Source organism: Sphingobium sp. EP60837 (genome assembly GCF_001658005.1).
GTDB lineage: Bacteria > Pseudomonadota > Alphaproteobacteria > Sphingomonadales > Sphingomonadaceae > Sphingobium > Sphingobium tyrosinilyticum.
In genome coordinates, this window is the sequence record NZ_CP015986.1 from 2,539,729 (window position 1) to 2,563,277 (window position 23,549).

Consider the following 23,549-nt stretch of genomic DNA (forward strand, 5'->3'; position numbering starts at 1 on the left):
CGTCAATGGCGCATGGACCGCGCCGGGAGCGGCGGGCTTAGCGCCTGCTTCGCAAAATAAAAGTCTATTCTGGCGATCGCCAGCAGCAGGAAAGCCATGAAAAGCGGATTTGACGATTTTCTGACGCTGGAGGTCAATCATCTGGACGTCGATGTCCTGACCGGCATCTATTCGGAAGAAACGCACTTGCCGCAACCGCTGCGCATTTCCATTCGCGCGCGGTTGAAGGTTGCGGATCATTATGCGCTCGACACGCCGCTGTCGCGGTCGAAAAATTACATGGACCTGAAGCATGCCGCGACGGCAGCGCTGCCCGAGGGCCAGCATTTCACCCTGATCGAAGCGGTGGCCGACCATATCATCGAGACGATCTTCCTGCAGGACGACAAGGTGCTGCATGTCGAGGTGAAGATCATCAAATTGGCGCTGAGCGAGAAGGGCGAGGAGATCGGGATAACGCTGGGGCGCTGGCGGCGCTAAGGCTGCGGCCTCACGCCTTGATCAGGCCGATCTCCCGAAGCCGCTCCGTCAGATAATCATGTGCAGTGATCGGCGGGTCGCGGCGCGGATGCGCGGCGTCCACGCATTGCGGCAGCGGTTCGATGAGGAAATCCGGGCGCAAGTGCAGGAAGAAGGGCATGGAATAGCGCGCCACCCCGCGACGTTCAGGCGGGGGATTGACGACCCGGTGGCTGGTCGAGTGCAGGCGGTGGTTGGTGAGCCGCTGGAGCATGTCGCCGACATTGATGACAAGCGCGCCGGGTGGCGGCACGACCGGGAGCCAGTTGCCCTGCCGATCCTTCAGTTCAAGACCGCCTTCTTCCGCGCCGAGCAGCAGGGTGATGAGGTTGATATCCTCATGCGCGCCCGCACGAATTCCGGGCGCGTTCGGAGATACGGGTGGATAGTGGAGCAGCCGGAGGATCGAGTTGCCATTCTCTACGGCATCATCGAACCAGTTTTCCTCTAGTCCAAGATAGAGAGCGATGGCTGACAGGATGCGGGCGCCGAACCGATCGAACTCTGCGTAAAGTCGTCTGAAAACAGATTGAAATTGTTGTATTTCTCTGGGCCAGATATTGGCTGGCATGGTTGCGGTCAAAGGATCATCGGCAGGCAGGTCGCGGCCAACATGCCAAAATTCCTTGAGATCATTTTCGCTCGCGCCCTTCGCGATTTCCCGGCCAAAGGCCGTATAGCCGCGCTGCCCACCATTAGCCGCGGCGTCATAGCGCCGCTTCTGGTCGTCAGGCAGAGCGAAGAAAGTGCGGGCGAGCACCCAGCCTTCATCGACCAGGGCGGCGTCCATGCCATGATCCTTGACCATGGCGAAGCCGAATTGTCGGAAAGACTCGCCGATCGCCGATGCGAAATCCTCCTTCGCCATGCTGGTCAGCGATAGCAGGGGGACCTGTTCCAATGAAGCTTCCGGCACGTTTGCAGCATTCCTTCGGGGAAATGGCGTTCCGCGCATCCTTGATCGGCCCACGCGGCTGATGCAAGGAGGCGCGCATGAACTATTGGCTGATGAAATCGGAACCCGACGTCTTTTCTTATGACGATCTGGTCGAGAAGGGGAAGGCGGAGTGGGATGGCGTGCGCAACCATGCCGCGCAGCTGAATATGAAGGCGATGCGGAAGGGCGACTTGTCCCTCTTCTACCACAGCAATATCGGTATTGAGGCCGTGGGGGTCATGGAGATCGTCGAGGAAGCGGCGCCCGACAGTACCGATGAAACCGGCAAGTGGATCGCGGTGCATGTCGCGCCGAAGGAAAAGCTGGCCAAGCCCGTCACGCTGAAGGCGATGAAGGCTGATCCGGCGCTGGCGGACATGGTGATGCTGCGTCAGTCGCGCCTGTCGGTCTCTCCGCTGACGGAGGCGCAGTTCAAGCACATCATCGCGATGTCCAAAGTATGACAAGCCATTGATTGCGCGGAGCGCAACTGGCCAGCCGCTTTTTGCGATTGTCGGGCTGATGCACCCCTGCAAAGCTGCGATCAACAGAACAAGAAGACCCAGAGGTGTTTGATCGGCATTCACAAGGAGCACACCCATGCGAATGCTGTCTAAGATTGTACTCACCGGCGCCTTCGGCGCTGCTATCGCCGCCGTTGCGCCCGCCCATGCGGAAGAAGCCAAGCAGCGCTTCACCCATGAAGGTTATACCTATGTTTACGAGGTCAAGGACACGAAGACCGGCAAGCTGATCTCCGGCCGCCGCTATCCCGACGCCGTGGCGTTCAACCTGGCCGTAAAGAATGGCAAGGTCTCGGGGATCTCCGGTGGTCAACAGGTCACCTTCAAGGTGGAAGACGCGCGCGGCGCTTCGGCGAAGTAAGAGTTTAGTTCTTCTGGACAATGAAAAGGGCGGCTCCCAGCCGCCCTTTTTTATGACGAAAGATTAGCGGCAGCGGCGCTTGCTATCGATCGACTTGCCCAGAAGCGCGCCGCCTGCAGCACCCAGGATCGTGCCGGTCGCACGGTCGCCGCGGGTGTCGATTGCGCGGCCTACAAGCGCGCCGCCCACGCCACCGATGATGAGGCCGGTGGTCCCATCCGACTTGCGGCAATAGGTTCTCCCGTCACGGCCGCGCCATTCGCGATAGCGATAATGCTCGCGAGCGCTTACCCCATCGGTAGGGATCGCCATGGAAACCGGAATGGCCATCGAAAGGGCCGACAGAGCGATAATGGCTTTACGCATAAAATTCTCCTCCGAAACAATGATTTGGCTGTTGAACCCGTTAATAGTGGACGAGGTTGCATGAACCTACGGCAACGGGCTAATCGATTGAAAAATGAGGATTAAAAATGAAGTTAGGCAATGAGTGACCGGGGCGAGGACAGTGCAGGAGCATTGATCAAGGCGCTCGATCTCGCGCCGCATCCTGAGGGCGGCTGGTATCGCGAGACTTGGCGCGCAGAGGCTCATGCGGGTGAGCGTGCTGCAGGTACGGCGATCTATTTCCTGCTGGAGGCGCACCAGCGATCGCACTGGCACAAGGTCGATGCCGATGAACATTGGTTCTGGCATGGCGGCGCGCCGCTCCTATTGTCCGTTGCCGGTGATGACTGCGCGGTCGGACGGGTGACGCTGGGCTTCGACCTTATGGCGGGGCAATGCCCGCAGGGGATCGTCCCGGCGGGACATTGGCAAGCGGCGGAGCCCTTGGGCGGATGGGTGCTGGTCAGCTGCACGGTCGTTCCCGCTTTCGAATTTTCCGGCTTCACCTTGGCGCCCCCCGGATGGACGCCCGACGAATCGCCCAACCCGTCGGGAAAGTGAAAAATTTGCCATCTATGGACATGTTAAAGCCAATCGACGTCGCGCGCCGGGCTCGCTAAGGGGAGTCGCAATGACGTGTTTCTGGTCGCCTTTCGCTCATGCATGACAAGCCCAAGCGCAGCCGGGCGATGGCTTTGCCCCATGGCGAATTCCGCACGCGCGCGACGGAATATCTGGATTTCCTGGCTGCCTGGGTGAAGAAGCCGCGCCAGACCGCTTCGGTCGTGCCGAGCAGCCGCTACCTCGCGCGCCTGATGGTGGGGCATATAGATCCGCTTGACGGCCGCGTCATGGAATTGGGCGGTGGCACGGGCGTGTTCACTCGCGCGATCCTGCAGACCGGACTGCCAGCCGAAAAGCTGGAAGTGGTCGAGATCAATCCTGCCTTTGCACGTGGGCTGCGAAGGCATTTCCCCCATGTGTCGGTGCTGGAAACCCCGGCGCAGATCGTCTCGACCGTCGCCGCTGGCGAGCCAGGCCAATATCAAGCGGTGGTGAGCGGCCTGCCGCTGCTGGCGATGGATCGCCATGTGCATGCGGATATCCTGTCCGAAGCCTTTCGCATGTTGCGGCCGGGGGGTAGCTTCATCCAGTTCACCTATTCGACGCGGCCGCCGGTCAGTCGAGATGTGCTGCACGCGTTGGACCTGGAAGTCGCGCGCGTCGGGCAGACGGTGCGCAATTTCCCGCCAGCCACTGTCTTCCGCTTTCACCGCCTTGGTGAATAGCCCGGTTGCGCCACGGCGGCGCAACCCTATCTTGGCGTTCAGATAAGAGGGGCTTTCGCGCGCATGGCGTCCATCATTACCGTATCGGGCCTGACCAAAAGTTATGCATCGGGCTTTCAGGCGCTGAAAGGCGTCGATCTGGAGATTGAGGAAGGCGAGATTTTCGCGCTGCTGGGGCCGAACGGCGCTGGCAAGACGACCATGATCTCCATCATTTGCGGGAATGTGCGGCCGACCGGCGGCAAGGTAACCGTCGCCGGGCACGATATCGTGCGTGACTATCGCGGGTCGCGCTCCGCGATCGGGCTGGTGCCGCAGGAACTGCACACCGACGCGTTCGAGCGGGTGATAGACACGGTGCGCTTTTCCCGTGGCCTGTTCGGCAAGCCGCGCAATGACGCGCATATCGAAAAGGTGCTGCGTGACCTTTCGCTATGGGACAAGCGCAACAGCAAGATGCTGGAACTGTCCGGCGGCATGAAGCGGCGCGTCATGATCGCCAAGGCGCTCAGCCATGAGCCGCGCGTGCTGTTCCTGGACGAGCCGACCGCTGGCGTCGATGTCGAGCTGCGCCGCGACATGTGGAAGCTGATCGGCGAATTGCGGCAGACCGGCGTGACCATCATCCTGACCACCCATTATATCGAGGAAGCCGAGGAGATGGCTGACCGGGTGGGCGTGATCAACAATGGCGAGCTGATCCTGGTCGAGGAAAAAACTGCCCTGATGAAGAAGCTGGGCAAGAAGACGCTCACCGTGACGCTGGGCGAGCGGCTGGAGCGTCTTCCGGTCGAGCTTGGCGACTGGGATGTGGCGTTGAATGCCGATGGGTGCGAAATCGAATATGTTTTCGATACGCGAGCGGAGCGTACCGGCGTGTCGTCGCTTCTGCGCAAGCTCGGTGACCTTGGCATCGGTTATAAGGACCTCAACACGCAGCAGAGCAGCCTGGAGGATATTTTCGTGAGCCTGGTCCATCAGGAGAAGGCGGCATGAGCGGCGGTTTCAACCATCGGGCGATCTGGTCGATCTACAAGTTCGAGCTGCACCGGTTCAGCCGCACGCTGCTGACGGGGCTGCTGGTGCCGGTGATCACGACATCGCTCTATTTCGTGGTGTTCGGCGGTGCGATCGGATCGCGGATGACGCAGATCGACGGGGTTCCCTATGCGGCGTTCATCGTGCCGGGGCTCATCATGATGTCGATGTTCACGGAAAGCATCTTCAACGCGAGTTTCGGCATCTACATGCCCAAATTTGCAGGGACCATCTACGAACTGCTGTCAGCCCCGGTTTCAGCGACGGAGACGGTGATCGCCTATGTCGGCGCGGCGGCGACCAAGTCGCTGATCGTCGGCATCATCATTTTCGTGACCGCGCATTTGTTCGTGGATATTCATGTCGCGCATCCGTTCGCCATGGCGGGGTTCATGTTGCTGATAGCGGTCAGTTTCTGCCTGTTCGGCTTTATCCTGGGCATATGGGCGCAGAGTTTCGAGCAGCTGCAGGTGATCCCACTGCTGCTGATCATGCCCATGACCTTCCTTGGCGGGGCGTTCTATTCCGTGCACATGCTGGCCGAACCGTGGCGGACGGTGACGCTGTTCAACCCGATCGTCTATCTGGTGTCGGGTTTCCGATGGACCTTTTTCGGGCGCGGAGATGTGGGGATAGAGTTCAGCCTGCTGTTCGTCAGCGCGATGCTGCTGGTTTGCCTGGCCATCATCGGATGGATGTTCCGGACCGGCTACCGACTGAAGAAATGAAAGGGGCGGTCAGTTGCCGACCGCCCGCTGGGCTGTTCAGGCCGCGGCGCTTTCGGGAGCGACGGCAAAGAGGGTGACGCCCTTATATTTGTCGTCATTTTCATTGTAGAGGCCGTACATCGCCTCGAACGTCTCATCCAGCACGCTGACGTCATTGAGGCCAGCCAGCTTGAACGTGCCGAGCTTCAGTTCGCGGGGCGGGCCGCCTTCGCGCTCCACGGTCACGGCGTCGATAAACATCTCGTCGTGACGGGTATAGAGGATGTGCGGCGCCAGCTTGACGACCATCTTATTGTAGGTCGCCTTGAGGCATTTCTGAAGCGCGATCGCTTCGAAAATGGTCGTCGGGGCAGTCATAATGTCCCGTCCTTTAGCAATTTGGCGCTGGGGTTCAATTGCTTTGTGCATCGCACCATGGCCGCATAGTGCATCCGGGCCTTTTTCAGGATGAGCCGACAAGTCCCAGGCGGTCACGCATCATCCAGCGGACAAGCAGCAACACCGCCACCGCTCCCAGCCCGCTTGCCAGGCCAAACCAGATGCCCAGGCCCTTCATGCCCAAGGGGAAGGCGAGGAGGGTGCCGACACCGACGCCGATAATCCAATAGCCAATGAGAGCGAAGATCATCGGCACCTTCGTATCGTGCAGGCCGCGCAGGACCCCCGCGCCCACCGCCTGCGTCGCATCGACCAGTTGGAACAGGGCGGCAACGGCCAGGAAGCTGACCGTGAGCGCTGCGGTGCCCGCATTTGCGGTATCGGTCAGGTCGAGGAACGCGCCGATCAGCAGGCGTGGAACCGTGATCAGCAGGATCGCCGCTGCAAAGGCGAAGCCGAAGCCCAGAATGAGGGCGAGCCAGCCCGCCCGGCCTACGCCCGCCCTGTCGCCGCGTCCGTAGGCCAGGCCCACGCGCACGGTTGCGGCTTGGCCGATGCCCATCGGCACCATGAAGAGAAGCGCGGCGATCTGAATGGCGACGGCGTGCGCGGCGAGCGAGTCGCGGCCGATGAGGCCCATGAGCAAGGCCGACGCGTTGAAAACCGTGGTTTCGAAGCCGACCGTGATCGCGATCGGCAGGCCGAGCGCCCACACGGCGCGATGCCGTTCCCGATCGCGGGTCCAAAAGCGACCGAACAGCCGGTAGCGCCGGAAGCGCCGGTCTATCAGGATTACGGCGAGCAATCCCAGGAACAGGAAGAGCGAGGACAAACTGCTCGCCAGCCCCGCGCCGAACAGGCCGAGCGCAGGCAGGCCGGCGTGGCCGAAGATCAACAGCCAGCCCGCAAGCAGGTTGAAGGGCATCGCCAGCAGCATGATGACCACCGCCCAGACAGGCCGCTCGAGCGCCGAGATGAAGTTGCGCAAGGTGGTGAAGCCCAGAAATGGCAGCAGCGCCCATTGCAGGCCATGCATCATCCGCCCGGCTTGATGCGCCAGGTCAGGCTGCTGTCCCATGCCGAGCAGTATCGCTTCGCTCTGGGAAAGCAGGAGCCAGGCGGGCAGGACGAAGAGGAAGGCGGCGCGCAGCGTCTGCTGTACGGTGCGGCGTACGTCGCGGACCGAATGGCGGCGGCGGCCGCGTTCATTGGCGATGAGCGGGGCTGCGGCCGTTACAAGTCCCATGCCGAAGATGAGCAGGGCGTGGAACAGATTGATGGCGAGAGCGCCTGCGGCAACCCCTTGCGCGCCGAGCCGGCCGATCAGCAACAAGTCCGTCGCAGCAATCCCCGCCCAGGCGATATTGCCCGCGATCATGGGGAGGGCCAGCGCCAGCAGCGCTCCTGCCTCTATGCGCCAGGGGGAGGGGTGCCAATTCATGTCAAACCTGACCCACGCCGTTCGCTCGACACGAACGTCCGAAGAGTTGCTCGAATAATCCTTCAGTGCTTCTTGAACAGGTGCAGCGCTGCGACGATTATGCCGCCGATCACCAGGCCAACTATTGCGCCCCCAATTGCATTCACGACCCAATCGATAGCCGCGCTCAAGGCGGGCAACGCGTGAGCAGCGCCCTCGGCGACATGATGAATTGCGCCTGGGATGAGGTCCCAGTGGAATTCATGCAGGCCATGGACGATGAGCCCGCCGCCGACCCATAGCATGGCCGCAGTACCGACGACGGATAGGATCTGCATCAATACCGGCATTGCCTTCACCAGGCCCCGGCCCACTGCGCGGGTGGCGGCAGCGGAGCGGTCCGCGAGGTGAAGGCCGATATCGTCCATCTTCACGATAAAGCCGACAACGCCATAGACGCCTGCGGTGATGAGGACGGCGACGACCACCAGGATCAGTGCCTGTTCCCACAGAGGTTCGGTAGCGACGGTGCCGAGTGCAATAGCCATGATTTCGCCGGACAGAATGAAATCGGTGCGGATCGCGCCCGAAACCTTCTGGTCTTCCAATTCCTTCGAACTGTGCGTGGTCATCGCTTCCTCGGCGACGTCATGGCCGCCTTGCACTGCTTCAAGCAGCTTTTCGACCGCTTCGAAGCATAGGAAGGCGCCGCCCAGCATCAGCAGCGGCGGCAGCAGCCAGGGCGCAAAGGCGCTCAACAGCAGCGCGGCGGGAAGGAGGAAGAAGAGCTTGTTACGCAGCGATCCGCGCGCGATCTTCCAGATGATGGGCAGTTCCCGGTCGGGGGTAAGGCCCATGACATAGCGCGGCGTCACCGCCGTATCATCGATGACCACGCCTGCCGCCTTCGTTCCTGCCCTGCCCGCCGCCGCCGCGACGTCATCGAGAGAGGTTGCAGTGAGCTTTACGATGCCCGCGACATCGTCGAGCAACGCGATCAGACCCGAAGGCATTGATATATTTCCCCTGTTGCAGGGCCGATGCGCAGCCCTCTACGGCTTGGTCTCATAGGGGCGCGGCCAAGCGGGAGCAATAACAGCGCGGATCAGGATGGATCAGGCGATGCCGCGATAGTTGCCGGGCGGGTCGCTGGCGGGGAAGGATTCGTCCATCTGCTCATCGACCATGTCCCAATCTTCGGCGGCTATATGCTGCTCTTCCGGTCCTGCATCGCGCACGATGCCATATGAGCCGACCGGCGCGCGATGGTCCAGGTCATGCCTAGCTTGCCGCTCTTGCCAGGCGCGCCACGCAACTGCACTCAAGCCGCCCAGAAAAGCGAGCTTCAACAACCCCTTCATGACGATTTCTCCTGCGAGTCGTGAACATGTATCCAGTCGGCCCGGTTGCCGCTCACTCCGTGAGGATGGAGCGAAAATTCGCCTTCTTCGTCTGTGCCGGGTTCGGCCTCATCCCCACCCGGATGCGTCGCGACGGCCCAGCGTTCCCGCAGCGCCGCGTTGATCATGGCCCGCCACTGGCTCTCATCGCCCGCTTCGCGCATCGCTGCGTCAGGGTCTTTCATGATGGCGAGGATGCTGGCGGCGTCGGCCACCCGTTCCTCCCACTGATCGGGTTCGCCGGCGGCAAGATGACGGGCCAGCCGTTCGATAAGGGTGCGCTGTTCCATGGCCGGGGAACGCGTGCCGATCAGCTTCCGTTCCGCCTATTTCGTGACGCAAGCGAAGCGGCTTGAACGGTACGGGCGGATGCTCGTTGAAAAGGCGTGAAGCGTGCTGAAAGGAGACCAACCATGCCTCGCGGCGACAAGAGCAGCTATACCGACAAGCAGAAGCGCAAGGCCGAGCATATCGAGGAGAGCTATGAGGACCGTGGCGTTTCGCGCGATGAAGCAGAACGGCGAGCCTGGGCTACGGTGAACAAGGAATCCGGCGGCGGGAACAAGTCCGGGTCCGGCCGGGGTAAAGCCGACACCCATGTGTCTTCGCGCAAAGGTGGACGGAAAGGCGGCGCAGCTTCGGCCCGCCGGTCTGCGGCCGATCGTTCGGCTGCGGCCAAAAAGGGTTGGGAGACGCGGCGGAAGAGGGCCGCTGGTTAGTCTTCCTAGCGGGAACTCTTCGCCATAGGCTGCAGCCTGATTTCGAACAATTTGGGCCAATATTTGCCGGTGATGAAGAGCCGGTCCGCTTGTGCGTCATACGCTATGCCGTTTGGAACAGCCTCGTCATCGGTCGCGCCGCTGGCCTTCGCGAGCGGCGCAATGTCGATCCAATCGATGACTTTGCCTGTCGCCGGGTCGATGCGCGCGATGTGGTTGTCATACCAGATATTGGCCCAAATCTCGCCTTTTACATATTCCAGCTCGTTTAGCCGATCGACGAGGCGTCCGTTGAAGCTGACCGTTATGCGGCGCGTTTCCGCGAGTGTTTCCGGGTCTAGAAAACGGAGCTGGGCGGTGCCGTCGCTCATGATGAGATTGCGGCCGTCCTGCGTCAGGCCCCATCCTTCGCCTTCATAGCGGAAGCGAGAGACGGGTGAAAAGTCGGCAAGCTTCCACACGAAGCCCTGACGATGACGCCAGGTGACGCTGATCAGCCGGTCTTTCCAGTTGACGATCCCTTCGCCGAAATAGGGCTGGGGGATGATGCGCCGCTCGATGACCTTGCCGTCTTTCAACGAGACCTTGCGGATTGCGGAGCGGCCCTCAAGGCCCGTGCTTTCGTAGAGGGCGCCATCGTGGAAGAAGAGCCCCTCTGTGAATGCCGCGGGATCGTGGGGGTAGGTTTTGACCAGCTTCCAAGGCGTGTCTGCTAGCGCGGGTGCGGACAGGAGTGTGAGCAGACAGAGCAGAGGGAAAAGCAGAGCCGCCCACCTCCGTTGGTTTCGAGAGAGGTTGAAAAAGACCGGCGGGGGGTATCCGTTTCTAGACTTCGCTCGAAACGAACGGTTGGTGGACATCATTCGGCGGCTTGCCCTGCGATGGCGGCGGCAAGCCATGCCGGCAGAATGGCAGGATCAATATCCTCCACACGGCGCAATTCGATCGATAGGCCCATGTCGGTCAAGGCAAGGCGCTGGCGCTTCTCATCGGCCTCGGCCAGCGGCACTGCGACGAGGCGGCGATTAACCTTGCTGCGGTAATGCATGCGTGCGGTGTTTTCCTGGCCGACATAGCAGCCTTTGTCGAAATCGACGCCGCGCAGTTCCCCGGCATTGGTTTCCAGCCAGAGCGTCTGATCCTGACCCAACTCGGCCGCGCCCTCGAACACCGCGAGGGACAGGCGATGCGCGCGGAAGGCGGGGGACGCGTCGCCGGTTGTGGCCGGGGCGAGCCAGCGATGCCCAAGCGCGGGCAAGCGCGGGTCGAGCGGCTTGTCCGCAGCATCGAGTGACCAATGAACGGCGAGGCTGTCTTCACGTCCGACCACTACTTTGCGGCGTAAGCGATACAAGGTGAGGCGCTTCGCGAGCGCATCGGCCTGCGCCGCTTCGCAGTCTATCAGCACATCGTCGCCATCAGCCCATAGGATGAAGTCGAACAGCGCCTTGCCCTGCGGCGTCAGCAGCCCTGTCCAGCGGGGCTCGTCTGCCTTCAGCGTCAGTACATCGCGGGTCAGTAGGCCCTGGAGGAACGGCCTTGCTTCTTCGCCTGAAATTCTGATGAGCGCTCGGTCGCTGAGTGTGGTGGGGGTCATCCGTGCAACTTAGGCGCAGCCCTTGATTTTTCTACCCCGTTCGTGTCGAGCGAAGTCGAGATATGTTGCGCACGGCTTCTCGACCCTTCGGCGATGCTCAGGACAGGCTTCGCTCGAAGCGAACGGAGAATTTAGATGACCCAGACTTATGACCTCATCCTGAAGAATGGCACCGTTCATACGCCCGGCGGCGCAGACAAGGCCGATGTGGGGGTTCGCGGCGGCAAGATCGTGGCAATCGGCAGCGCGCTGGGCGATGCGGGCGAGGTGATCGACTGTGCGGGGCTCGATGTGCTGCCGGGCTGCATCGACAGCCAAGTCCATTTCCGCGAGCCGGGGCTGGAGCATAAGGAAGACCTCGAATCGGGCAGCCGCGCGGCGGTGCTGGGCGGTATCACCGCCGTATTCGAGATGCCCAACACCAATCCCAATACCGACAGCGATGAACGGGTCCGCGACAAGCTGACCCGCGCGCATCACCGCATGTGGTGCGACCATGCTTTCTATGTCGGGGCGACGGCGGATAATGCCGAGCAACTGAAAGAACTGGAGCGGATTCCCGGCACGGCGGGGGTGAAGATCTTCATGGGCGCATCGACTGGCAGCCTTTTGATCGATGATGATGCGGCCCTGTCCCGCGTGCTGGCGAGCGGCACGCGCCGCGTCGCCATCCATGCCGAGGACGAAGCGCGGATGAATGCACGCAAGGACCTGCGGGTGGAAGGCGATCCGTCTTCTCATCCGGTCTGGCGGGATGATGAAAGCGCGATGATCGCGACGAAACGGATCATCGGCCTTGCCCGCAAGGCGCGCCGCCGCATCCATATCCTGCATGTGACGACGCCTGCGGAGCTAGAGTATATAGCGTGGCACAAGGACATCGCGACCTGCGAGGTGACGCCGCAGCATCTGACGCTGGCGGCCGAGGACGCCTATCCACGCCTTGGCACCTATGCGCAGATGAATCCGCCGATCCGTTCGGGCGCGCATCGCGATGGCCTCTGGCGCTGGCTTAACCAGGGTGTGCCGGATGTGCTGGGTAGCGACCATGCGCCGCATACTGTCGAGGAAAAGGCCAAGGCTTATCCCGCTTCCCCTAGCGGGATGCCGGGCGTGCAGACGCTTGTTCCCCTGCTGCTCAACCATGTGGCGGAGGGGCGCTTGTCGCTGCGGCGGTTCATCGAATTGACCTCCTCCGGACCGCAGCGGGTGTTCGGCCTAGTGGGCAAGGGGCGTATCGCTCTCGGCTATGACGCTGACTTCACCGTGGTGGATATCAAGAAGCGGTGGACGGTGGGCAGCGAATGGCTGGCCTCACGCTGCAACTGGTCGCCCTTCGAAGGGATGGACCTTACCGGCAAGGCGGTGGGCACCATCGTTCGCGGCCATCGCGTGATGTGGGAAGACACGCTCGCCAATGAGGCCGTGGGCGAGGCTGTGCGGTTCGAGGCGACGGAGTTCGCCTGACCTGCAAACCGTTCGTTTCGAGCAGAGTTGAGAAATGAGGGGCAAACCTTCCGGGGCTCGACTGCGCTCGAAACGAGGGGAGGCTAGTCTAAGCCGCTGCCAACCTGCTGCGCCTCGCCGCCGCGAAGCTGTCCGTCGCAAAGAGGATGAGGCCGAGCCAGATGAGCGCGAAGCTTAGGATCTGACCGTGCGTCAGCTTTTCGCCGTAGAGAAATACGCCGCAGAAAAATTGAAGCGTCGGCGCGACATATTGCGTCAGCCCGAGCGTCGCCATCGGCAGCCGCTGCGCCGCCATGGCGAAGAGGATGAGGGGTACGGTCGTGAGCGCCCCCGAGATCAAAAGCAGCGTCGTCAGATAGGTATCCTTGCCAAGGCTAATGCCGCCATGGGCCGACAGCCAGAACAGATAGGCAAGCGCCAGTGGAGCCAGGATCAGGGTCTCAGCGCCCAGCCCGACCATTGGAGCGACGGGCGTCAGCTTGCGGATGAGGCCATAGAAGGCGAAGCTGATTGCCAGGGCCACGCTGATCCACAAGGTGGTAAGCGCCGCAGCCGCCATGATGGCGACGCCCAGCGCGGCGATGCCGATGGCGATGGCCTGTCCCCGACGCAGCCTTTCCTTCAGTACGAGGACGCCCAGCGCCACATTCACTAGCGGGTTCAAGAAATAGCCCAGGCTCGCGGCGATGACATGGCCGTCGTTGACCGCCCAGACATAGACCAGCCAGTTAATCGCTATGAAGAATGCCGATCCGGTCAGAGGCAGCAATAAACGCCGGTCACGCAGGGTGGCGAGCAGCATGCCGATGCTGCCGCGTGCGGCCAGCAGGCCCAGGATCAAGGTGAGGGACCAGATGATGCGTTGCGTCACCACTTCGACCGGGGTGACGGCATTCAGCAGCTTGAAGAAGATGGGCAGCAGACCCCACAGCCCATAAGCGCCCAGCGCGGCGAGCAGCCCCGTGCGCAGGTCCTGTCGATGCTGATTCAGAAGATGCCTCCGCCCAGGAAGAGGCGCAGCGCCCCAAAGGCGGCGACGAGCAGACAGAAATTGCGGCCGCTGTTTCGCGTCGACAGCATGCCGATCAACGCGCCGAACAGCGCGACGGGCACAAGCAGCCAATTGGCGATGCCAAGAAACGGCAGAAATGCCGGGATCATAAACAGCAGCGCGAAAAGGCCGATGAGAACGGAAAGGACGTTAAGCATGATAGGCAAAATGGCCCTTAGGCTGCCCGGGCACAAGATGGTCCGCAATGCCAATGCAAAGCGAATGGCATCGCGAAATTTTTAGCGATTTACCAAAATCCCTAACGGAAAATTAACCTCCGCTCTTCATCCCTTATTTACGAAGGAGTGAAGCCATGCTGCGTTTCCGTTCTGCCTGTGCCCTTGCAGTGTTGCTGGCATTGCCGCTGGCGAGTTGCGGAAAACGCGATCAGGAGGCGGACCTGAACGCACTCGACGCGCAACTCACCAATAACGCGGTCGATCCGGCGCTGAATGAGGCGCTTGCGGGGAAGATCGTGGTCGATCCCAATCTGGCGAAGCGCTCCGGTGGCAAGGCAGATCGTGCCGCGACTCTGCCCATGCTGAAGGGCGATGCGGCAAAGGCGCTCGCCGAATCGGTGAAGATCGCGGGAGGGAAGCTGCTGGCGACGCCCGCCCCTGGGCAGGGCGACGCAGCGGAATCGACGGCGGCGCTCACGTCCGTCGCGCAGGAGCAGCATAAGCCCGGCGGCAACGTCTTCTGCCGCAAGCAGCTCGCTTATGGAATGCAGTGGGCGAGCCGGATGCCCGACCCGTTCACCGTCTTTCCCGGCGGCCAGCTGAAGGAAGCGGCGGGCGCGGATAAGAATGGCTGCACATTACGGGCGGCCACCTTCGTGACGCCCGTGCCCCGCCAGAGCGTGATGGATTTCTATTATACTCAAGCGCGACGAGCGGGTTTTGACGCTGAACACAAGATCATGGACGGCGATCATGTGCTGGGCGGCACGCGCAACGATGATGGGGCGGCCTTCCTCTTGCTCTTCACCGACGCGCCGGGTGGACGGACAAACGTCGATATCATCGCCGATCAGGGGCAGTAGCCAAGCAGAAAGGCGCGCGCGCCCATTTTCTTTGCCGCATTTTGCCTCTAGGGCGGGCGGCATGAACAATATCCTCCTCGTCATGAGCGGTGGCGCAGTCGGCGCGCTGGCCCGCTATCAGCTTGGCCGCTTCGCCGGCCAAATGCTGCCGGGTGCGCTGTGGCCGTGGGGGACCTTTGCCGCCAATGTCCTGGGCGGCTTTGCAATGGGCCTGCTCGCCGGATGGCTCGCGCGGTTCAATGCCGGTTCGGGTGAGGCGGTGCGGCTGCTCCTCGGTGTCGGCGTACTGGGCGGCTTTACGACCTTTTCTTCCTTTAGCCTTGAGACGGTGCTGATGATCGAGCGTGGCCAAATGGGCATGGCGCTGGGCTATGCGGTCTTTTCCGTCGTGGCGGCAGTCGCTGCCTTGGTTGGCGGCCTTAGCGTCGTGCGGAGCGTCGCATGAAGGGCCGTCCTCCGGGCAAGCCGTCGGGTCCCCCACGTGGCGGCCGTAAGCCGGCTAGCGGTGCTGGCGCGCCGGGCCGTGCACGCGGGGCCGCCAAGGCGGCGCGTGCGCGCAAGCCTGATGGGGCGAAGCCCACCGCTAAGCCATCGGCTAAGCCCGCACAGGCAAAAACTGCTCCGGCAAAGGCGGTTCCGGCGAAGGCCGCTCCGGCCAAGGGCGTCTCGCTCGATGTTCGGCAGTTCCGGGTGGGGCCGGATGATGACGGCATCAGGCTCGACCGTTGGTTCCAGCGGCATCTGCCCGACATCGGCTTCAACAGCGTGTCGCGCTGGGCGCGCACGGGGCAGTTGCGCGTGGATGGCGCGCGTGCAGCTCCCGGCGACCGGCTGACCGAAGGCCAGATGATCCGCGTTCCGCCCGCCGAACCCAAGGCTCCCGAAGCAGCCAAGCCCCGCCGCGTCCGCCCGCAATTGAGCGACGATCAGGAGGCCTTTGCGCAGAGCCTTGTCATCCATCGGGATGCGCAGGCGATCGTCATCAACAAGCCGCCCGGCCTTGCCACGCAGGGCGGGACCAAAACCGACGACCATGTCGATGGCCTGCTCGATGCGCTGGAATTCGAACTGGATCAGCGGCCAAAGCTGGTTCACCGGCTGGACAAGGACACATCCGGCGCGCTGCTGATTGCCCGGACGTCGCGATCTGCGGCTTATTTCGCAAAAGCCTTCTCCAGCCGCACCGCGCGCAAGGTCTATTGGGCGATCGTCATGGGCGTGCCGTCGATCGACGATGGCATGATCGAACTGCCGATCGCCAAACAGCCCGGCACCGGCGGCGAGAAGATGCATGTCGATGAGGAGGAGGGGCTGCCTGCTCGCTCGCGCTATCGCGTGATCGAGCGCGCGGGCAACCGCGCCGCCTGGGTGGAACTGCAGCCGCATACCGGCCGCACCCACCAGCTGCGCGTGCATATGGCGGCGATCGGTCACCCGATCATCGGTGACGGCAAATATGGCGGCAAGGAAGCCTTCCTGTCGGGCTCGATCAGCCGGAAGATGCATCTGCATGCTCGCCGCATCCGGGTGGATCATCCCGATGGCGGCCGCGTCGATGTGCGCGCAGAACTGCCGGAGCATTTCGCCGCCAGCCTGACGTCGCTGGGCTTCGACATTAGCGCTGGCGACCTGCCGTTGGACGAGGAAATCGCTCGCGCACCTACGCGGGAGGATGAGAAGAAGGCGGCGCGCGCGCATGCCAAGCAGGTTCGCAAGGGCCGGCGGGGTGAACGGCGTTCGCGGGGAGCGGGCGCGCCGCGCAAGAAATGAGCAACCGGCTCGCAGTGTTCGACTGCGATGGCACATTGGTGGATAGCCAGCACAGCATCTGCACGGCGATGACTCGCGCCTTTGAGGCGGAAAAGCTCGCGCCGCCTGATCGGGCGAGCATCCTGTCTGTCGTAGGACTTTCGCTGCCGCTGGCGATTGCTCGGCTCCTGCCGGACGCGCAGACCGATTTCCACGATCATCTCTCCGAAAGCTACAAGCGCGCCTTTCACCGCTTGCGGCAGGACAATGCCGTGTCCGAACCGCTTTATCCCGGCATTGCGGAACTGATCCGCGGCCTCGATGCGGACGGCTGGCTGTTGGGCGTGGCGACCGGAAAGTCCGATCGCGGCCTTAACCTCTGCCTCGGCCATCATGGCATCCAAGCCCATTTCGTGACGCTCCAGACCGCCGACCGGCATCCGTCGAAGCCGCACCCGTCCATGCTGCTGACCGCCATGGCCGAAGCGGGCGCGGCGCCTGAAACCACGGTGATGATCGGTGACACGAGCTACGACATCGACATGGCGCTCGCCGCAGGTACGCGCGCGCTGGGGGTGAGCTGGGGCTATCACGCGCCGTCAGACCTGATAGCCGCGGGCGCGCATGGCATAGCGATGGACAGCAGCGAACTCAGCAACCATATCCGGGCAAAATGACCGACTTCCCTCCTCCGCCTCCCGTCGATCCCGAAAAGGCCGCGCGTCAGCGTCATTTTGCGCTGGGCCTATTCCGCCTGTCCGGCGCTCTGCTGGTGATGTTCGGCTTTCTCATCCTGATGCAGCGGTTCAGCTGGGTGCAGGGGGGCAAGGCCAAGGCGATGGGCGCAATCTTCGTGATGGTCGGCCTGTTCCAGTTCATGATCGTGCCCCGCCTGCTGCTAGCGCTGTTCCGGAGGCCGCCGCAATGAGGCGCTTCTACAAGGATGTGGCGGTTATCTCCGGCGATGCAGGCCATGAGATCCAGTTGGATGGGCGGCCGGTGCGCACCCCTGCGCGGGCGTCCTTGGCCTTGCCGACGTTGCGGCTGGCAGCGGCAGTGGCGGACGAATGGCGTGCGCAGGGCGAGAGCGTCGATCCGCGAACCATGCCCTTCACCGGCCTTGCAAATGGAGCGATCGATCAGATTGCGCCTAATCGCGAAAGCTTTGCCGCTGGCATCGCCCGATATGGGGAAAGCGACCTGCTCTGCTACCGCGCCGATGGGCCTGCGGAACTGATCGCGCGCGAGGCTGCGGCATGGGACCCGCTGATCGATTGGGCGCGGCACCGCTATGACGTCACTTTCCGCGTGACTCATGGGGTCATCCCGGTCGATCAGCCGCCCGAGACGCTCGAAAGGCTGGAGGCGGCTGTGATGGCCTATGATCCGTTCATGCTGGCAGGGCTATCCACGCTGGTCACCTTATCAGGGTCGCTGGTGTGCGGATTGGCGATCGTTGAGGGCGGGCATGATGCCGACACGATCTGGACGGCGTCGGAAATCGATGAAGCCTGGGAAATCGAGCAATGGGGCGAGGATGCCGAAGCTGCCGCTCGCTCGGCCAAGCGGCGGGACGAGTTTGCGATGGCCCGGCGATTTTGCGCGTTGGTGAGCGAGTAGCCGCGAGCTTGGCGTCTCGCCACGGGCAAGCTCGGTCTTAAGCCTCAGCCGACCTCAGCTTGTTCGCATAGACCATCCGCCCTGGCCCAAGCAGCCCCAGCAACTGGGGGAGCATGTGGCGCGCCACCGCGAAACAACCTTCGCTACGGCCGATCTTGCCCCAGGTGGCGATATGATCCTCGCTCACATAGTCCGCGCCGTGCACCACGATCGCCCGCATTTCCGCATTGTTGTTCTGAGGATCGAGCCCCGTGAGGCGCATCGCTCGGCCATGCTGCCCTTCGTAGATTTCGCCCGTCTTGTAGGCGCCTGCCGAACTGGCGAGCGAATTGGGCTCGTTCGAGAAGGTCTGGAGCCAACCCGAATGGGCCGGATCCGAGCCGCGGCCATGGGCGACCAGATAGGAGCTGGAATGGCCACCGACCAGATCGACGATGTGAAAGCGCAACTCCCGCGAGGGAGCGTCAAAATCGGCCAAGGCAACGCGGTCCCGTAGCGCGAACATGTGGGAATGTTGATCCATTGCGGCCTTTGCCCGGTCGAGCAGATTGGCATAGGGCTGCTTTGCCAGCGGCGTTACCGGATGGGGCGTGGGAGGAGGCGGTAGCGGCGCAGAGGGCTGCGGCACACCCGTCAGGGCAGCCCGCCCAGCGCTATCGGCCAAAAATGAAAAGGCGAGCCCGCTCAAAGCGAGCTTCGTAAAACTGCGGCGATCCATGGTGCCCAATATAGCAAAGACGCCCGGGCAGTCCAAGACCGGGGCGGGGAGAGGCGGCCGCCATTCGTCCGAAGGCGGCCAGCCTTTGGCTCAATTGGTCGAGTTGCTGCTTTCGGACGGCTGATTGTCGAGCCGCGCCGTCATGCCGGTCGCCTCCGCATCGTCTTGAATCTGCTGCTGTTCCGAAATGCTCGGCGGCGGCGCGGGTTCCGCGGCGGCGGCATTGTTCGAGGGCGGCGGCAGCGGCGCTTCGGGTTCCTCGATAATCACATTTTCTACCGGCGGCTCGACCAGATTGTTGGTCGTGGGCGCTTCCTCTTCCTTTTTTCCGCAGGCGGAAAGGGCGAGCGAGCCAGCCAGAATGGCGAGGGCAATCTTGCGCATTTGGGTCTTAATCCTTCGAAGCGATGGTGGCCGCAGGGGCAGCCATGGGGTCCAGTCGGCGGCTCGACGCCTCGATCTTCTGGGCGAGCAGCTTGTCCCAGCCATAGGGGTCGGAACGGAAATTCATCGTGCCGTTGCTGCTGGAAAAAGCGGTCCAGTAAAGCAGATAGACTGCCACTTCCTTGGGCAACTGCACACGCTGCGTCTTGCCGGTATCGATCAGCGACTGCACTTGGCCCGACAGCTTCGGGTCGTCCTGCAGCATCAGTTCGGCCAACGGCACCGGCTTTTCGAGACGGATGCAGCCATGGCTGGCGAGCCGGTCGTAGCTCGAAAATTTCGCGCGGGCAGGCGTGTCGTGCAGATAGACGGCGAAGGGATTGTTGAAGTCGAACTTCAACCGCCCGAGCGCGCTGCTTGGCCCGGCGGGTTGCACGATCCGCTCGCCGGTTTCCAGGGTGCCGACGATCTTGTATCCCTGCCGCAGCAGGGCGGTCCGGCCCTTGGGCCACAGTTCCTTCTTCGCGATGGAGGAGGGGACGTTCCACGGCGGATTGACGACGATCGAATGGATGCTGGATGTCAGCATCGGCGTCGCATTGTCGGGGGCCCCCGTTACCGCCCGCATCGACGTAACCGGCTGGTCGCCTTCGAACACGGTGAGGACGGCGGCGGCGATGTTCACCTGCACGCGATTGACCGGCAACTGACGCGGCATCCAGCGCCACCGCTCCATATTCGCCATGATCGCGCCGATGCGATCCTCAACCGGAACATTCAGCTCCTTCAGCGTCCGCGCGTCGAGCAGGCCGGTAGGATTGAGCCCGTAGCGGCGCTGCGCCCGCTGCAGGGCATCCACCAGCTTCTCGCCGGGCTGGACGGTCTTATCCTCGATGGCGAGCCGCTTGCGGACCGCGTCGGGCGCCGACTTCGCCGTCAGCACGGGCCAGCCGCCAGCATCGCGTATCCGCTCATAATTGGAGAGGCCACGGCGCAGACCGTCATAGCCCGAATAGGGCGGCGTCAGACCAGCGGCCCATTGCGGCAGGCGATCTTCGGCGATCGCGCGGGCAAGGCCGGGGCGGGGATCGAAGGCAGCGGGTCGCAGCGCCCAGATGTTGAGGAAGTCGGCGGTATCGACCCGCCCGGTGCTGAGCGCCTTGGCCCTGTCCAGCACGGCGGAGATCAGCGCGTCGCTGGCAAGTGAGCTCGTCGCCTTGCTGCGCGCCATCAGCCCCTGTTCCGCGCCGCCCTTCAGCCAATTGTTGAGCCAGACCTGCTGTGCAGCCGATGGCGTTGGGATCGGCACCGGCGGCGGCGTAACCAAGGCCGGGGGCGCGATCACCGGCGGCGCGGGCGCGGGCAAGGTCGGCGCGACGGCGGGTGGCTGTGCCAAAGCTGGCGCGGCGGCAAGGCCGAGCAGGGGAGCGACGCAGAAACGGATCAAATCGGGACGGTTCATGCTGGACCAGATAGCGCAAAGCCCCCATCGTTCAAACTTCCATAGCGGAAAAAGATGATGCTCCATGTCGTTCACCATCCTGCCTATGTCTCTCCCGCCACAGCGGGGAGCCGCTTTCGCTTCGATAAATATGGGCTTGTTATGGAAGCGCTTAAGGTAAGCGGAGCCCCCTTTACCGTACATGAACCCGTAACGATCCCGCGCCACTGGATCGAGGCGGTACACGATCCCGCCTATGTGGAGGAGGTCGCGGCGCTGAGCGTCCCGGTTGAAAAGGAGCGGCGGATCGGCTTTCCCGTAACCGACCGGATCATGCGGCGGTCGATGCTGTCGCCCGGAGGCACCTGGACAGCGGCGAAACTGGCGATGGCCCATGGCTATGCGGCCAACGCAGCGGGCGGCAGTCACCATGCGCTATATGACAGCGGGGCAGGCTATTGTGTGTTCAATGACTTGGCCATCGCGGCGAATCGATTGATCGCGGAAGGAGACGCGCGCCGCATCCTGATCCTGGACTTGGACGTCCATCAGGGCGACGGCACCGCCCGGTTGATGGCTGGCCGGGAGGATGTGTTCACCTTGTCGATCCATGCGGAAAAGAATTTCCCGGCTCGCAAGGCGCGATCGTCGCTGGACGTCGAATTGGCTGATGGTGCTGGCGATCAGGATTATATGGCGGCCTTGATGGAGGTGCTGCCCCATACGCTCGACGCCTTCGAGCCCGACCTTGTCCTCTATCAGGCAGGCGTTGATCCCCATGCGGAAGATAAGCTCGGCCGTCTCGCGCTGAGCGATGCCGGCTTGGCGGCGCGGGATCGCGCCGTGATGCGGGAAGCGCGGCGGCGCGGCATCCCGCTCGCCAGTACCATGGGTGGCGGCTATGGCGAGGATCGGATGGCAGTGGCGCGGCGCCACGCCGCCTGCATGATCCGGCTGGCGGCGGAGGCAATGCGCCGCGATTAGTGCAGCGTCCCAGCGTCGGTGGTCGCGACCACCCCGCTCTCCATGAGCTTCGCCGCGATCACGCCCGCTGCGGCCAGCGCGATGAAATCGCTGAAGGCAAGGTAAAGGATATAGCCCCAAGGCGCGTGGCTGAGCACCGCCTGGGCCACGTCCAGCCACAAGACTGCCGCCAAGGCGAAGAGGATCGCAATCCGCGAGCGGTCACCAAAATCCGTGGCCGTAAACCGCAGGGCGAAGGCGATCACCATGCCGACCACCAGCGCCAAGATCAGACCGCCGATAAGCGCAGCGCTATCGGTGACGGGAAATCCACTGACATTGTAGAAGATCGTCGCAACCGGACCCTTGCCATAGAGGATTGTACCCTGCGCGCTGGCAGGATCGGGCACCACATAGACGCCGGTGCCCGTCTGTGTTAGCGCTTGCGCCATTGCGGCCTGTAAATTGGCGCTTGGCGCCTCGCCCGCGCGGTGGAATGCAAGGGCGCTGAGCGGCGTTCCCCAGAAAATAAAGCGGACCACAAACAGCGCAAAGCCGCCCAAAAGCCCGCCGCCGACCGTCCTTATCATACGCCCTCCTGTCCCTGTTTGCGCTGGGTGCGAACAGGAAACGCGGGCGGGCTTTCCGGTGGCGGAACTAATCCGGCGGACGCGAAGCTTTCTCGGCGATGCCGGACACGCCTTCGCGGCGGTCGAGTTCGTCCAGCACAGCGTCGAGCGGGATGCCCATGTCGCCTAGCAGGATGAGCAGGTGGAAGAGCAGATCGGCGCTTTCGCCGATTGCGCCATCTTTGTCTGACGTCATGGCGGCAATGACGGTCTCCACCGCTTCTTCGCCAACCTTCTGTGCGATCTTGCCACGTCCGCGCGCGGTGAGCTTCGCCACATAGGATTGGGCGGGGTCAGCGGTCCGCCGCTGGCAGATGGTCTTTTCCAGGTCGAAGAGGGTCGATCGCATGGGCCTCATCAAGCGCCCGGCGCGGGGCGCGTCAATCAAAAGTTGCGGACGGGCACGCCTGCAGCGGCGAGCGCTTGATGCGCTTCGGCGACGGTATGCTGCCCGAAGTGGAAGATGGAGGCCGCCAGCACGGCACTCGCATGGCCTTCGATCACGCCTTCGACCAGATGCTGGAGCGTGCCTACGCCCCCACTGGCGATGACCGGGACCGAGACTGCATCGGCGATGGTGCGAGTAAGGGCGAGGTCATAGCCCTGCTTGGTGCCGTCCCCATCCATGGAGGTGACGAGCAACTCTCCCGCACCCAGTCGCGCGAGCCTCACCGCATGTTCCACAGCGTCTATGCCGGTCGGCTTGCGGCCGCCATGGGTGAATATCTCCCAGCGATCTTCGCCCACGCGGCGTGCATCCACGGAGCCGACAACGCACTGACTGCCGAAGCGGTCCGCGATGTCGGCCACCACTTCGGGTCGCGCGACAGCGGCGCTGTTGACCGCCACCTTGTCCGCCCCTGCAAGCAGCAGCGCCCGCGCGTCCTCCGGGCTGCGTACGCCGCCGCCCACGGTCACCGGCATGAAGCATACCTCGGCGGTCCGGCGCACCACATCCAATATGGTGCCGCGCTGCTCATGGCTGGCGGTGATATCGAGGAAGCAAAGCTCGTCCGCGCCCGCCGCGTCATAGACGCGCGCCTGTTCGACCGGATCGCCCGCATCGCGCAGATCGACGAAATTGACGCCCTTCACCACGCGGCCATTGGCGACGTCCAGACAAGGGATGACGCGGGTGCAAACCGTCATGCTTCGATCTTCCAACGTCCATTCGGTTCGAGCGAAGTC

General features: G+C 62.9%; 33 protein-coding genes. 16 read left to right on the plus strand and 17 right to left on the minus strand.

Annotation, left to right across the window (positions count from 1 at the left end; all coding sequences use genetic code 11):
- Window positions 1–96: 96 nt before the first annotated feature.
- Window positions 97–480 carry a dihydroneopterin aldolase gene (locus tag EP837_RS12330; protein WP_066527982.1) on the plus strand — a complete coding sequence of 128 codons (384 nt, stop codon included), beginning with the start codon at window positions 97–99 and terminating at the stop codon, window positions 478–480.
- Window positions 481–490: 10 nt separating this feature from the next.
- On the opposite strand, the gene EP837_RS12335 is transcribed toward EP837_RS12330, so the two are convergent.
- The gene (locus EP837_RS12335) at window positions 491–1,474 is read right to left on the minus strand and encodes an isopenicillin N synthase family dioxygenase (protein WP_197486281.1); all 984 of its coding nucleotides are present in this window, start codon (window positions 1,472–1,474) and stop codon (window positions 491–493) included.
- Window positions 1,475–1,512: 38 nt separating this feature from the next.
- Between EP837_RS12335 and EP837_RS12340 the strand changes: the two genes are divergently transcribed.
- Together EP837_RS12340 and EP837_RS12345 are read left to right on the plus strand one after the other, a co-directional pair.
- Entirely contained in the window at window positions 1,513–1,920 is a 408-nt protein-coding gene (locus EP837_RS12340; protein WP_066527988.1) for an EVE domain-containing protein, read from the plus strand.
- A gap of 136 nt (window positions 1,921–2,056) precedes the next feature.
- Complete coding sequence (locus EP837_RS12345; protein ID WP_380807001.1) at window positions 2,057–2,341, plus strand: hypothetical protein; 285 nt, start codon at window positions 2,057–2,059, stop codon at window positions 2,339–2,341.
- A gap of 63 nt (window positions 2,342–2,404) precedes the next feature.
- Here the strand turns inward: EP837_RS12345 and EP837_RS12350 are convergent, their stop codons facing one another.
- Window positions 2,405–2,707: a glycine zipper 2TM domain-containing protein gene (locus tag EP837_RS12350; RefSeq protein WP_066527998.1), complete on the minus strand. Its 303-nt coding sequence runs from the start codon at window positions 2,705–2,707 to the stop codon at window positions 2,405–2,407.
- A gap of 120 nt (window positions 2,708–2,827) precedes the next feature.
- On the opposite strand from EP837_RS12350, the gene EP837_RS12355 reads away from it, so the two are divergent.
- From EP837_RS12355 to EP837_RS12370, 4 genes are all read left to right on the plus strand, one after another.
- A complete protein-coding gene (locus tag EP837_RS12355) occupies window positions 2,828–3,289 on the plus strand; it encodes a cupin domain-containing protein (protein ID WP_066528004.1) in 462 nt (153 codons plus the stop codon).
- A gap of 98 nt (window positions 3,290–3,387) precedes the next feature.
- Complete coding sequence (locus tag EP837_RS12360; protein ID WP_066528006.1) at window positions 3,388–4,017, plus strand: class I SAM-dependent methyltransferase; 630 nt, start codon at window positions 3,388–3,390, stop codon at window positions 4,015–4,017.
- Window positions 4,018–4,080: 63 nt separating this feature from the next.
- Window positions 4,081–5,013, plus strand: coding sequence for an ABC transporter ATP-binding protein (locus tag EP837_RS12365; protein ID WP_066528007.1), 933 nt, complete (start codon window positions 4,081–4,083; stop codon window positions 5,011–5,013).
- Window positions 5,010–5,783 (plus strand): ABC transporter permease, encoded by a 774-nt coding sequence (locus EP837_RS12370; RefSeq protein ID WP_066528018.1) that lies wholly within the window; start codon window positions 5,010–5,012, stop codon window positions 5,781–5,783. The genes EP837_RS12365 and EP837_RS12370 overlap by 4 nt, the downstream gene beginning before the upstream one ends.
- A gap of 36 nt (window positions 5,784–5,819) precedes the next feature.
- Here EP837_RS12370 and EP837_RS12375 read toward each other — a convergent pair whose 3' ends face one another.
- From EP837_RS12375 to EP837_RS12395, 5 genes are all read right to left on the minus strand, one after another.
- Window positions 5,820–6,140, minus strand: a complete 321-nt coding sequence (locus EP837_RS12375) for a hypothetical protein (protein WP_066528019.1) — start codon at window positions 6,138–6,140, stop codon at window positions 5,820–5,822.
- An 85-nt stretch (window positions 6,141–6,225) separates the two neighbouring features.
- Window positions 6,226–7,602, minus strand: a complete 1,377-nt coding sequence (locus EP837_RS12380; RefSeq protein WP_066528021.1) for an MATE family efflux transporter — start codon at window positions 7,600–7,602, stop codon at window positions 6,226–6,228.
- Window positions 7,603–7,664: 62 nt separating this feature from the next.
- Window positions 7,665–8,594 carry a DUF808 domain-containing protein gene (locus EP837_RS12385; RefSeq protein WP_066528022.1) on the minus strand — a complete coding sequence of 310 codons (930 nt, stop codon included), beginning with the start codon at window positions 8,592–8,594 and terminating at the stop codon, window positions 7,665–7,667.
- A gap of 102 nt (window positions 8,595–8,696) precedes the next feature.
- On the minus strand, window positions 8,697–8,942 hold the full coding sequence (locus EP837_RS12390; protein WP_066528026.1) for a hypothetical protein: 246 nt from the start codon (window positions 8,940–8,942) through the stop codon (window positions 8,697–8,699).
- Window positions 8,939–9,271, minus strand: a complete 333-nt coding sequence (locus tag EP837_RS12395) for a hypothetical protein (protein WP_066528027.1) — start codon at window positions 9,269–9,271, stop codon at window positions 8,939–8,941. Before EP837_RS12395 ends, EP837_RS12390 begins: the two co-directional genes overlap by 4 nt.
- 123 nt (window positions 9,272–9,394) lie before the next feature.
- Here EP837_RS12395 and EP837_RS12400 point away from each other — a divergent pair, with 123 nt between their 5' ends.
- Window positions 9,395–9,700: a plasmid stabilization protein gene (locus EP837_RS12400; protein WP_066528028.1), complete on the plus strand. Its 306-nt coding sequence runs from the start codon at window positions 9,395–9,397 to the stop codon at window positions 9,698–9,700.
- Window positions 9,701–9,705: 5 nt separating this feature from the next.
- On the opposite strand, the gene EP837_RS12405 is transcribed toward EP837_RS12400, so the two are convergent.
- The gene (locus EP837_RS12405; RefSeq protein WP_066529388.1) at window positions 9,706–10,464 is read right to left on the minus strand and encodes a glutaminyl-peptide cyclotransferase; all 759 of its coding nucleotides are present in this window, start codon (window positions 10,462–10,464) and stop codon (window positions 9,706–9,708) included.
- 95 nt (window positions 10,465–10,559) lie between these two features.
- On the minus strand, window positions 10,560–11,297 hold the full coding sequence (gene ygfZ / locus EP837_RS12410) for a CAF17-like 4Fe-4S cluster assembly/insertion protein YgfZ (protein ID WP_066528031.1): 738 nt from the start codon (window positions 11,295–11,297) through the stop codon (window positions 10,560–10,562).
- 135 nt (window positions 11,298–11,432) lie between these two features.
- On the opposite strand from ygfZ, the gene EP837_RS12415 reads away from it, so the two are divergent.
- Window positions 11,433–12,764 carry a dihydroorotase gene (locus EP837_RS12415; RefSeq protein ID WP_066528032.1) on the plus strand — a complete coding sequence of 444 codons (1,332 nt, stop codon included), beginning with the start codon at window positions 11,433–11,435 and terminating at the stop codon, window positions 12,762–12,764.
- 88 nt (window positions 12,765–12,852) lie between these two features.
- On the opposite strand, the gene rarD is transcribed toward EP837_RS12415, so the two are convergent.
- Window positions 12,853–13,734, minus strand: coding sequence for an EamA family transporter RarD (rarD, locus tag EP837_RS12420; protein ID WP_380807190.1), 882 nt, complete (start codon window positions 13,732–13,734; stop codon window positions 12,853–12,855).
- Window positions 13,735–13,751: 17 nt separating this feature from the next.
- A complete protein-coding gene (locus tag EP837_RS12425; protein ID WP_066529389.1) occupies window positions 13,752–13,973 on the minus strand; it encodes a hypothetical protein in 222 nt (73 codons plus the stop codon).
- A 155-nt stretch (window positions 13,974–14,128) separates the two neighbouring features.
- Here EP837_RS12425 and EP837_RS12430 point away from each other — a divergent pair, with 155 nt between their 5' ends.
- The 6 genes from EP837_RS12430 to EP837_RS12455 all read left to right on the plus strand — a co-directional run bounded on the left by EP837_RS12430 (window position 14,129) and on the right by EP837_RS12455 (window position 18,226).
- Window positions 14,129–14,857: a hypothetical protein gene (locus tag EP837_RS12430; protein WP_066528034.1), complete on the plus strand. Its 729-nt coding sequence runs from the start codon at window positions 14,129–14,131 to the stop codon at window positions 14,855–14,857.
- Between the two features lie 61 nt (window positions 14,858–14,918).
- On the plus strand, window positions 14,919–15,302 hold the full coding sequence (gene crcB / locus EP837_RS12435; protein WP_066528037.1) for a fluoride efflux transporter CrcB: 384 nt from the start codon (window positions 14,919–14,921) through the stop codon (window positions 15,300–15,302).
- Window positions 15,299–16,627 (plus strand): RluA family pseudouridine synthase, encoded by a 1,329-nt coding sequence (locus tag EP837_RS12440; protein ID WP_066528040.1) that lies wholly within the window; start codon window positions 15,299–15,301, stop codon window positions 16,625–16,627. The genes crcB and EP837_RS12440 overlap by 4 nt, the downstream gene beginning before the upstream one ends.
- On the plus strand, window positions 16,624–17,283 hold the full coding sequence (locus EP837_RS12445; RefSeq protein ID WP_066528041.1) for an HAD-IA family hydrolase: 660 nt from the start codon (window positions 16,624–16,626) through the stop codon (window positions 17,281–17,283). Before EP837_RS12440 ends, EP837_RS12445 begins: the two co-directional genes overlap by 4 nt.
- Window positions 17,280–17,534, plus strand: coding sequence for a hypothetical protein (locus tag EP837_RS12450; RefSeq protein WP_066528043.1), 255 nt, complete (start codon window positions 17,280–17,282; stop codon window positions 17,532–17,534). Before EP837_RS12445 ends, EP837_RS12450 begins: the two co-directional genes overlap by 4 nt.
- Complete coding sequence (locus EP837_RS12455) at window positions 17,531–18,226, plus strand: ATP12 family chaperone protein (protein WP_066528047.1); 696 nt, start codon at window positions 17,531–17,533, stop codon at window positions 18,224–18,226. Before EP837_RS12450 ends, EP837_RS12455 begins: the two co-directional genes overlap by 4 nt.
- A 37-nt stretch (window positions 18,227–18,263) precedes the next feature.
- Here the strand turns inward: EP837_RS12455 and EP837_RS12460 are convergent, their stop codons facing one another.
- The 3 genes from EP837_RS12460 to EP837_RS12470 form a co-directional block, all read right to left on the minus strand.
- Window positions 18,264–18,944 carry a murein L,D-transpeptidase catalytic domain family protein gene (locus EP837_RS12460; RefSeq protein ID WP_066528054.1) on the minus strand — a complete coding sequence of 227 codons (681 nt, stop codon included), beginning with the start codon at window positions 18,942–18,944 and terminating at the stop codon, window positions 18,264–18,266.
- A gap of 90 nt (window positions 18,945–19,034) precedes the next feature.
- Window positions 19,035–19,328: a hypothetical protein gene (locus EP837_RS12465; protein WP_066528056.1), complete on the minus strand. Its 294-nt coding sequence runs from the start codon at window positions 19,326–19,328 to the stop codon at window positions 19,035–19,037.
- Between the two features lie 7 nt (window positions 19,329–19,335).
- Entirely contained in the window at window positions 19,336–20,790 is a 1,455-nt protein-coding gene (locus EP837_RS12470) for a L,D-transpeptidase family protein (RefSeq protein WP_066528058.1), read from the minus strand.
- Between the two features lie 57 nt (window positions 20,791–20,847).
- On the opposite strand from EP837_RS12470, the gene EP837_RS12475 reads away from it, so the two are divergent.
- Window positions 20,848–21,753: a histone deacetylase family protein gene (locus EP837_RS12475; RefSeq protein WP_066529395.1), complete on the plus strand. Its 906-nt coding sequence runs from the start codon at window positions 20,848–20,850 to the stop codon at window positions 21,751–21,753.
- Here EP837_RS12475 and EP837_RS12480 read toward each other — a convergent pair.
- From EP837_RS12480 to hisF, 3 genes are all read right to left on the minus strand, one after another.
- Complete coding sequence (locus EP837_RS12480) at window positions 21,750–22,322, minus strand: hypothetical protein (protein ID WP_066528060.1); 573 nt, start codon at window positions 22,320–22,322, stop codon at window positions 21,750–21,752. The genes EP837_RS12475 and EP837_RS12480 overlap by 4 nt on opposite strands.
- A 67-nt stretch (window positions 22,323–22,389) precedes the next feature.
- Window positions 22,390–22,710: a phosphoribosyl-ATP diphosphatase gene (locus EP837_RS12485; RefSeq protein ID WP_066529399.1), complete on the minus strand. Its 321-nt coding sequence runs from the start codon at window positions 22,708–22,710 to the stop codon at window positions 22,390–22,392.
- A 35-nt stretch (window positions 22,711–22,745) separates the two neighbouring features.
- On the minus strand, window positions 22,746–23,510 hold the full coding sequence (gene hisF, locus EP837_RS12490) for an imidazole glycerol phosphate synthase subunit HisF (protein WP_066528062.1): 765 nt from the start codon (window positions 23,508–23,510) through the stop codon (window positions 22,746–22,748).
- Window positions 23,511–23,549 lie beyond the last annotated feature (39 nt).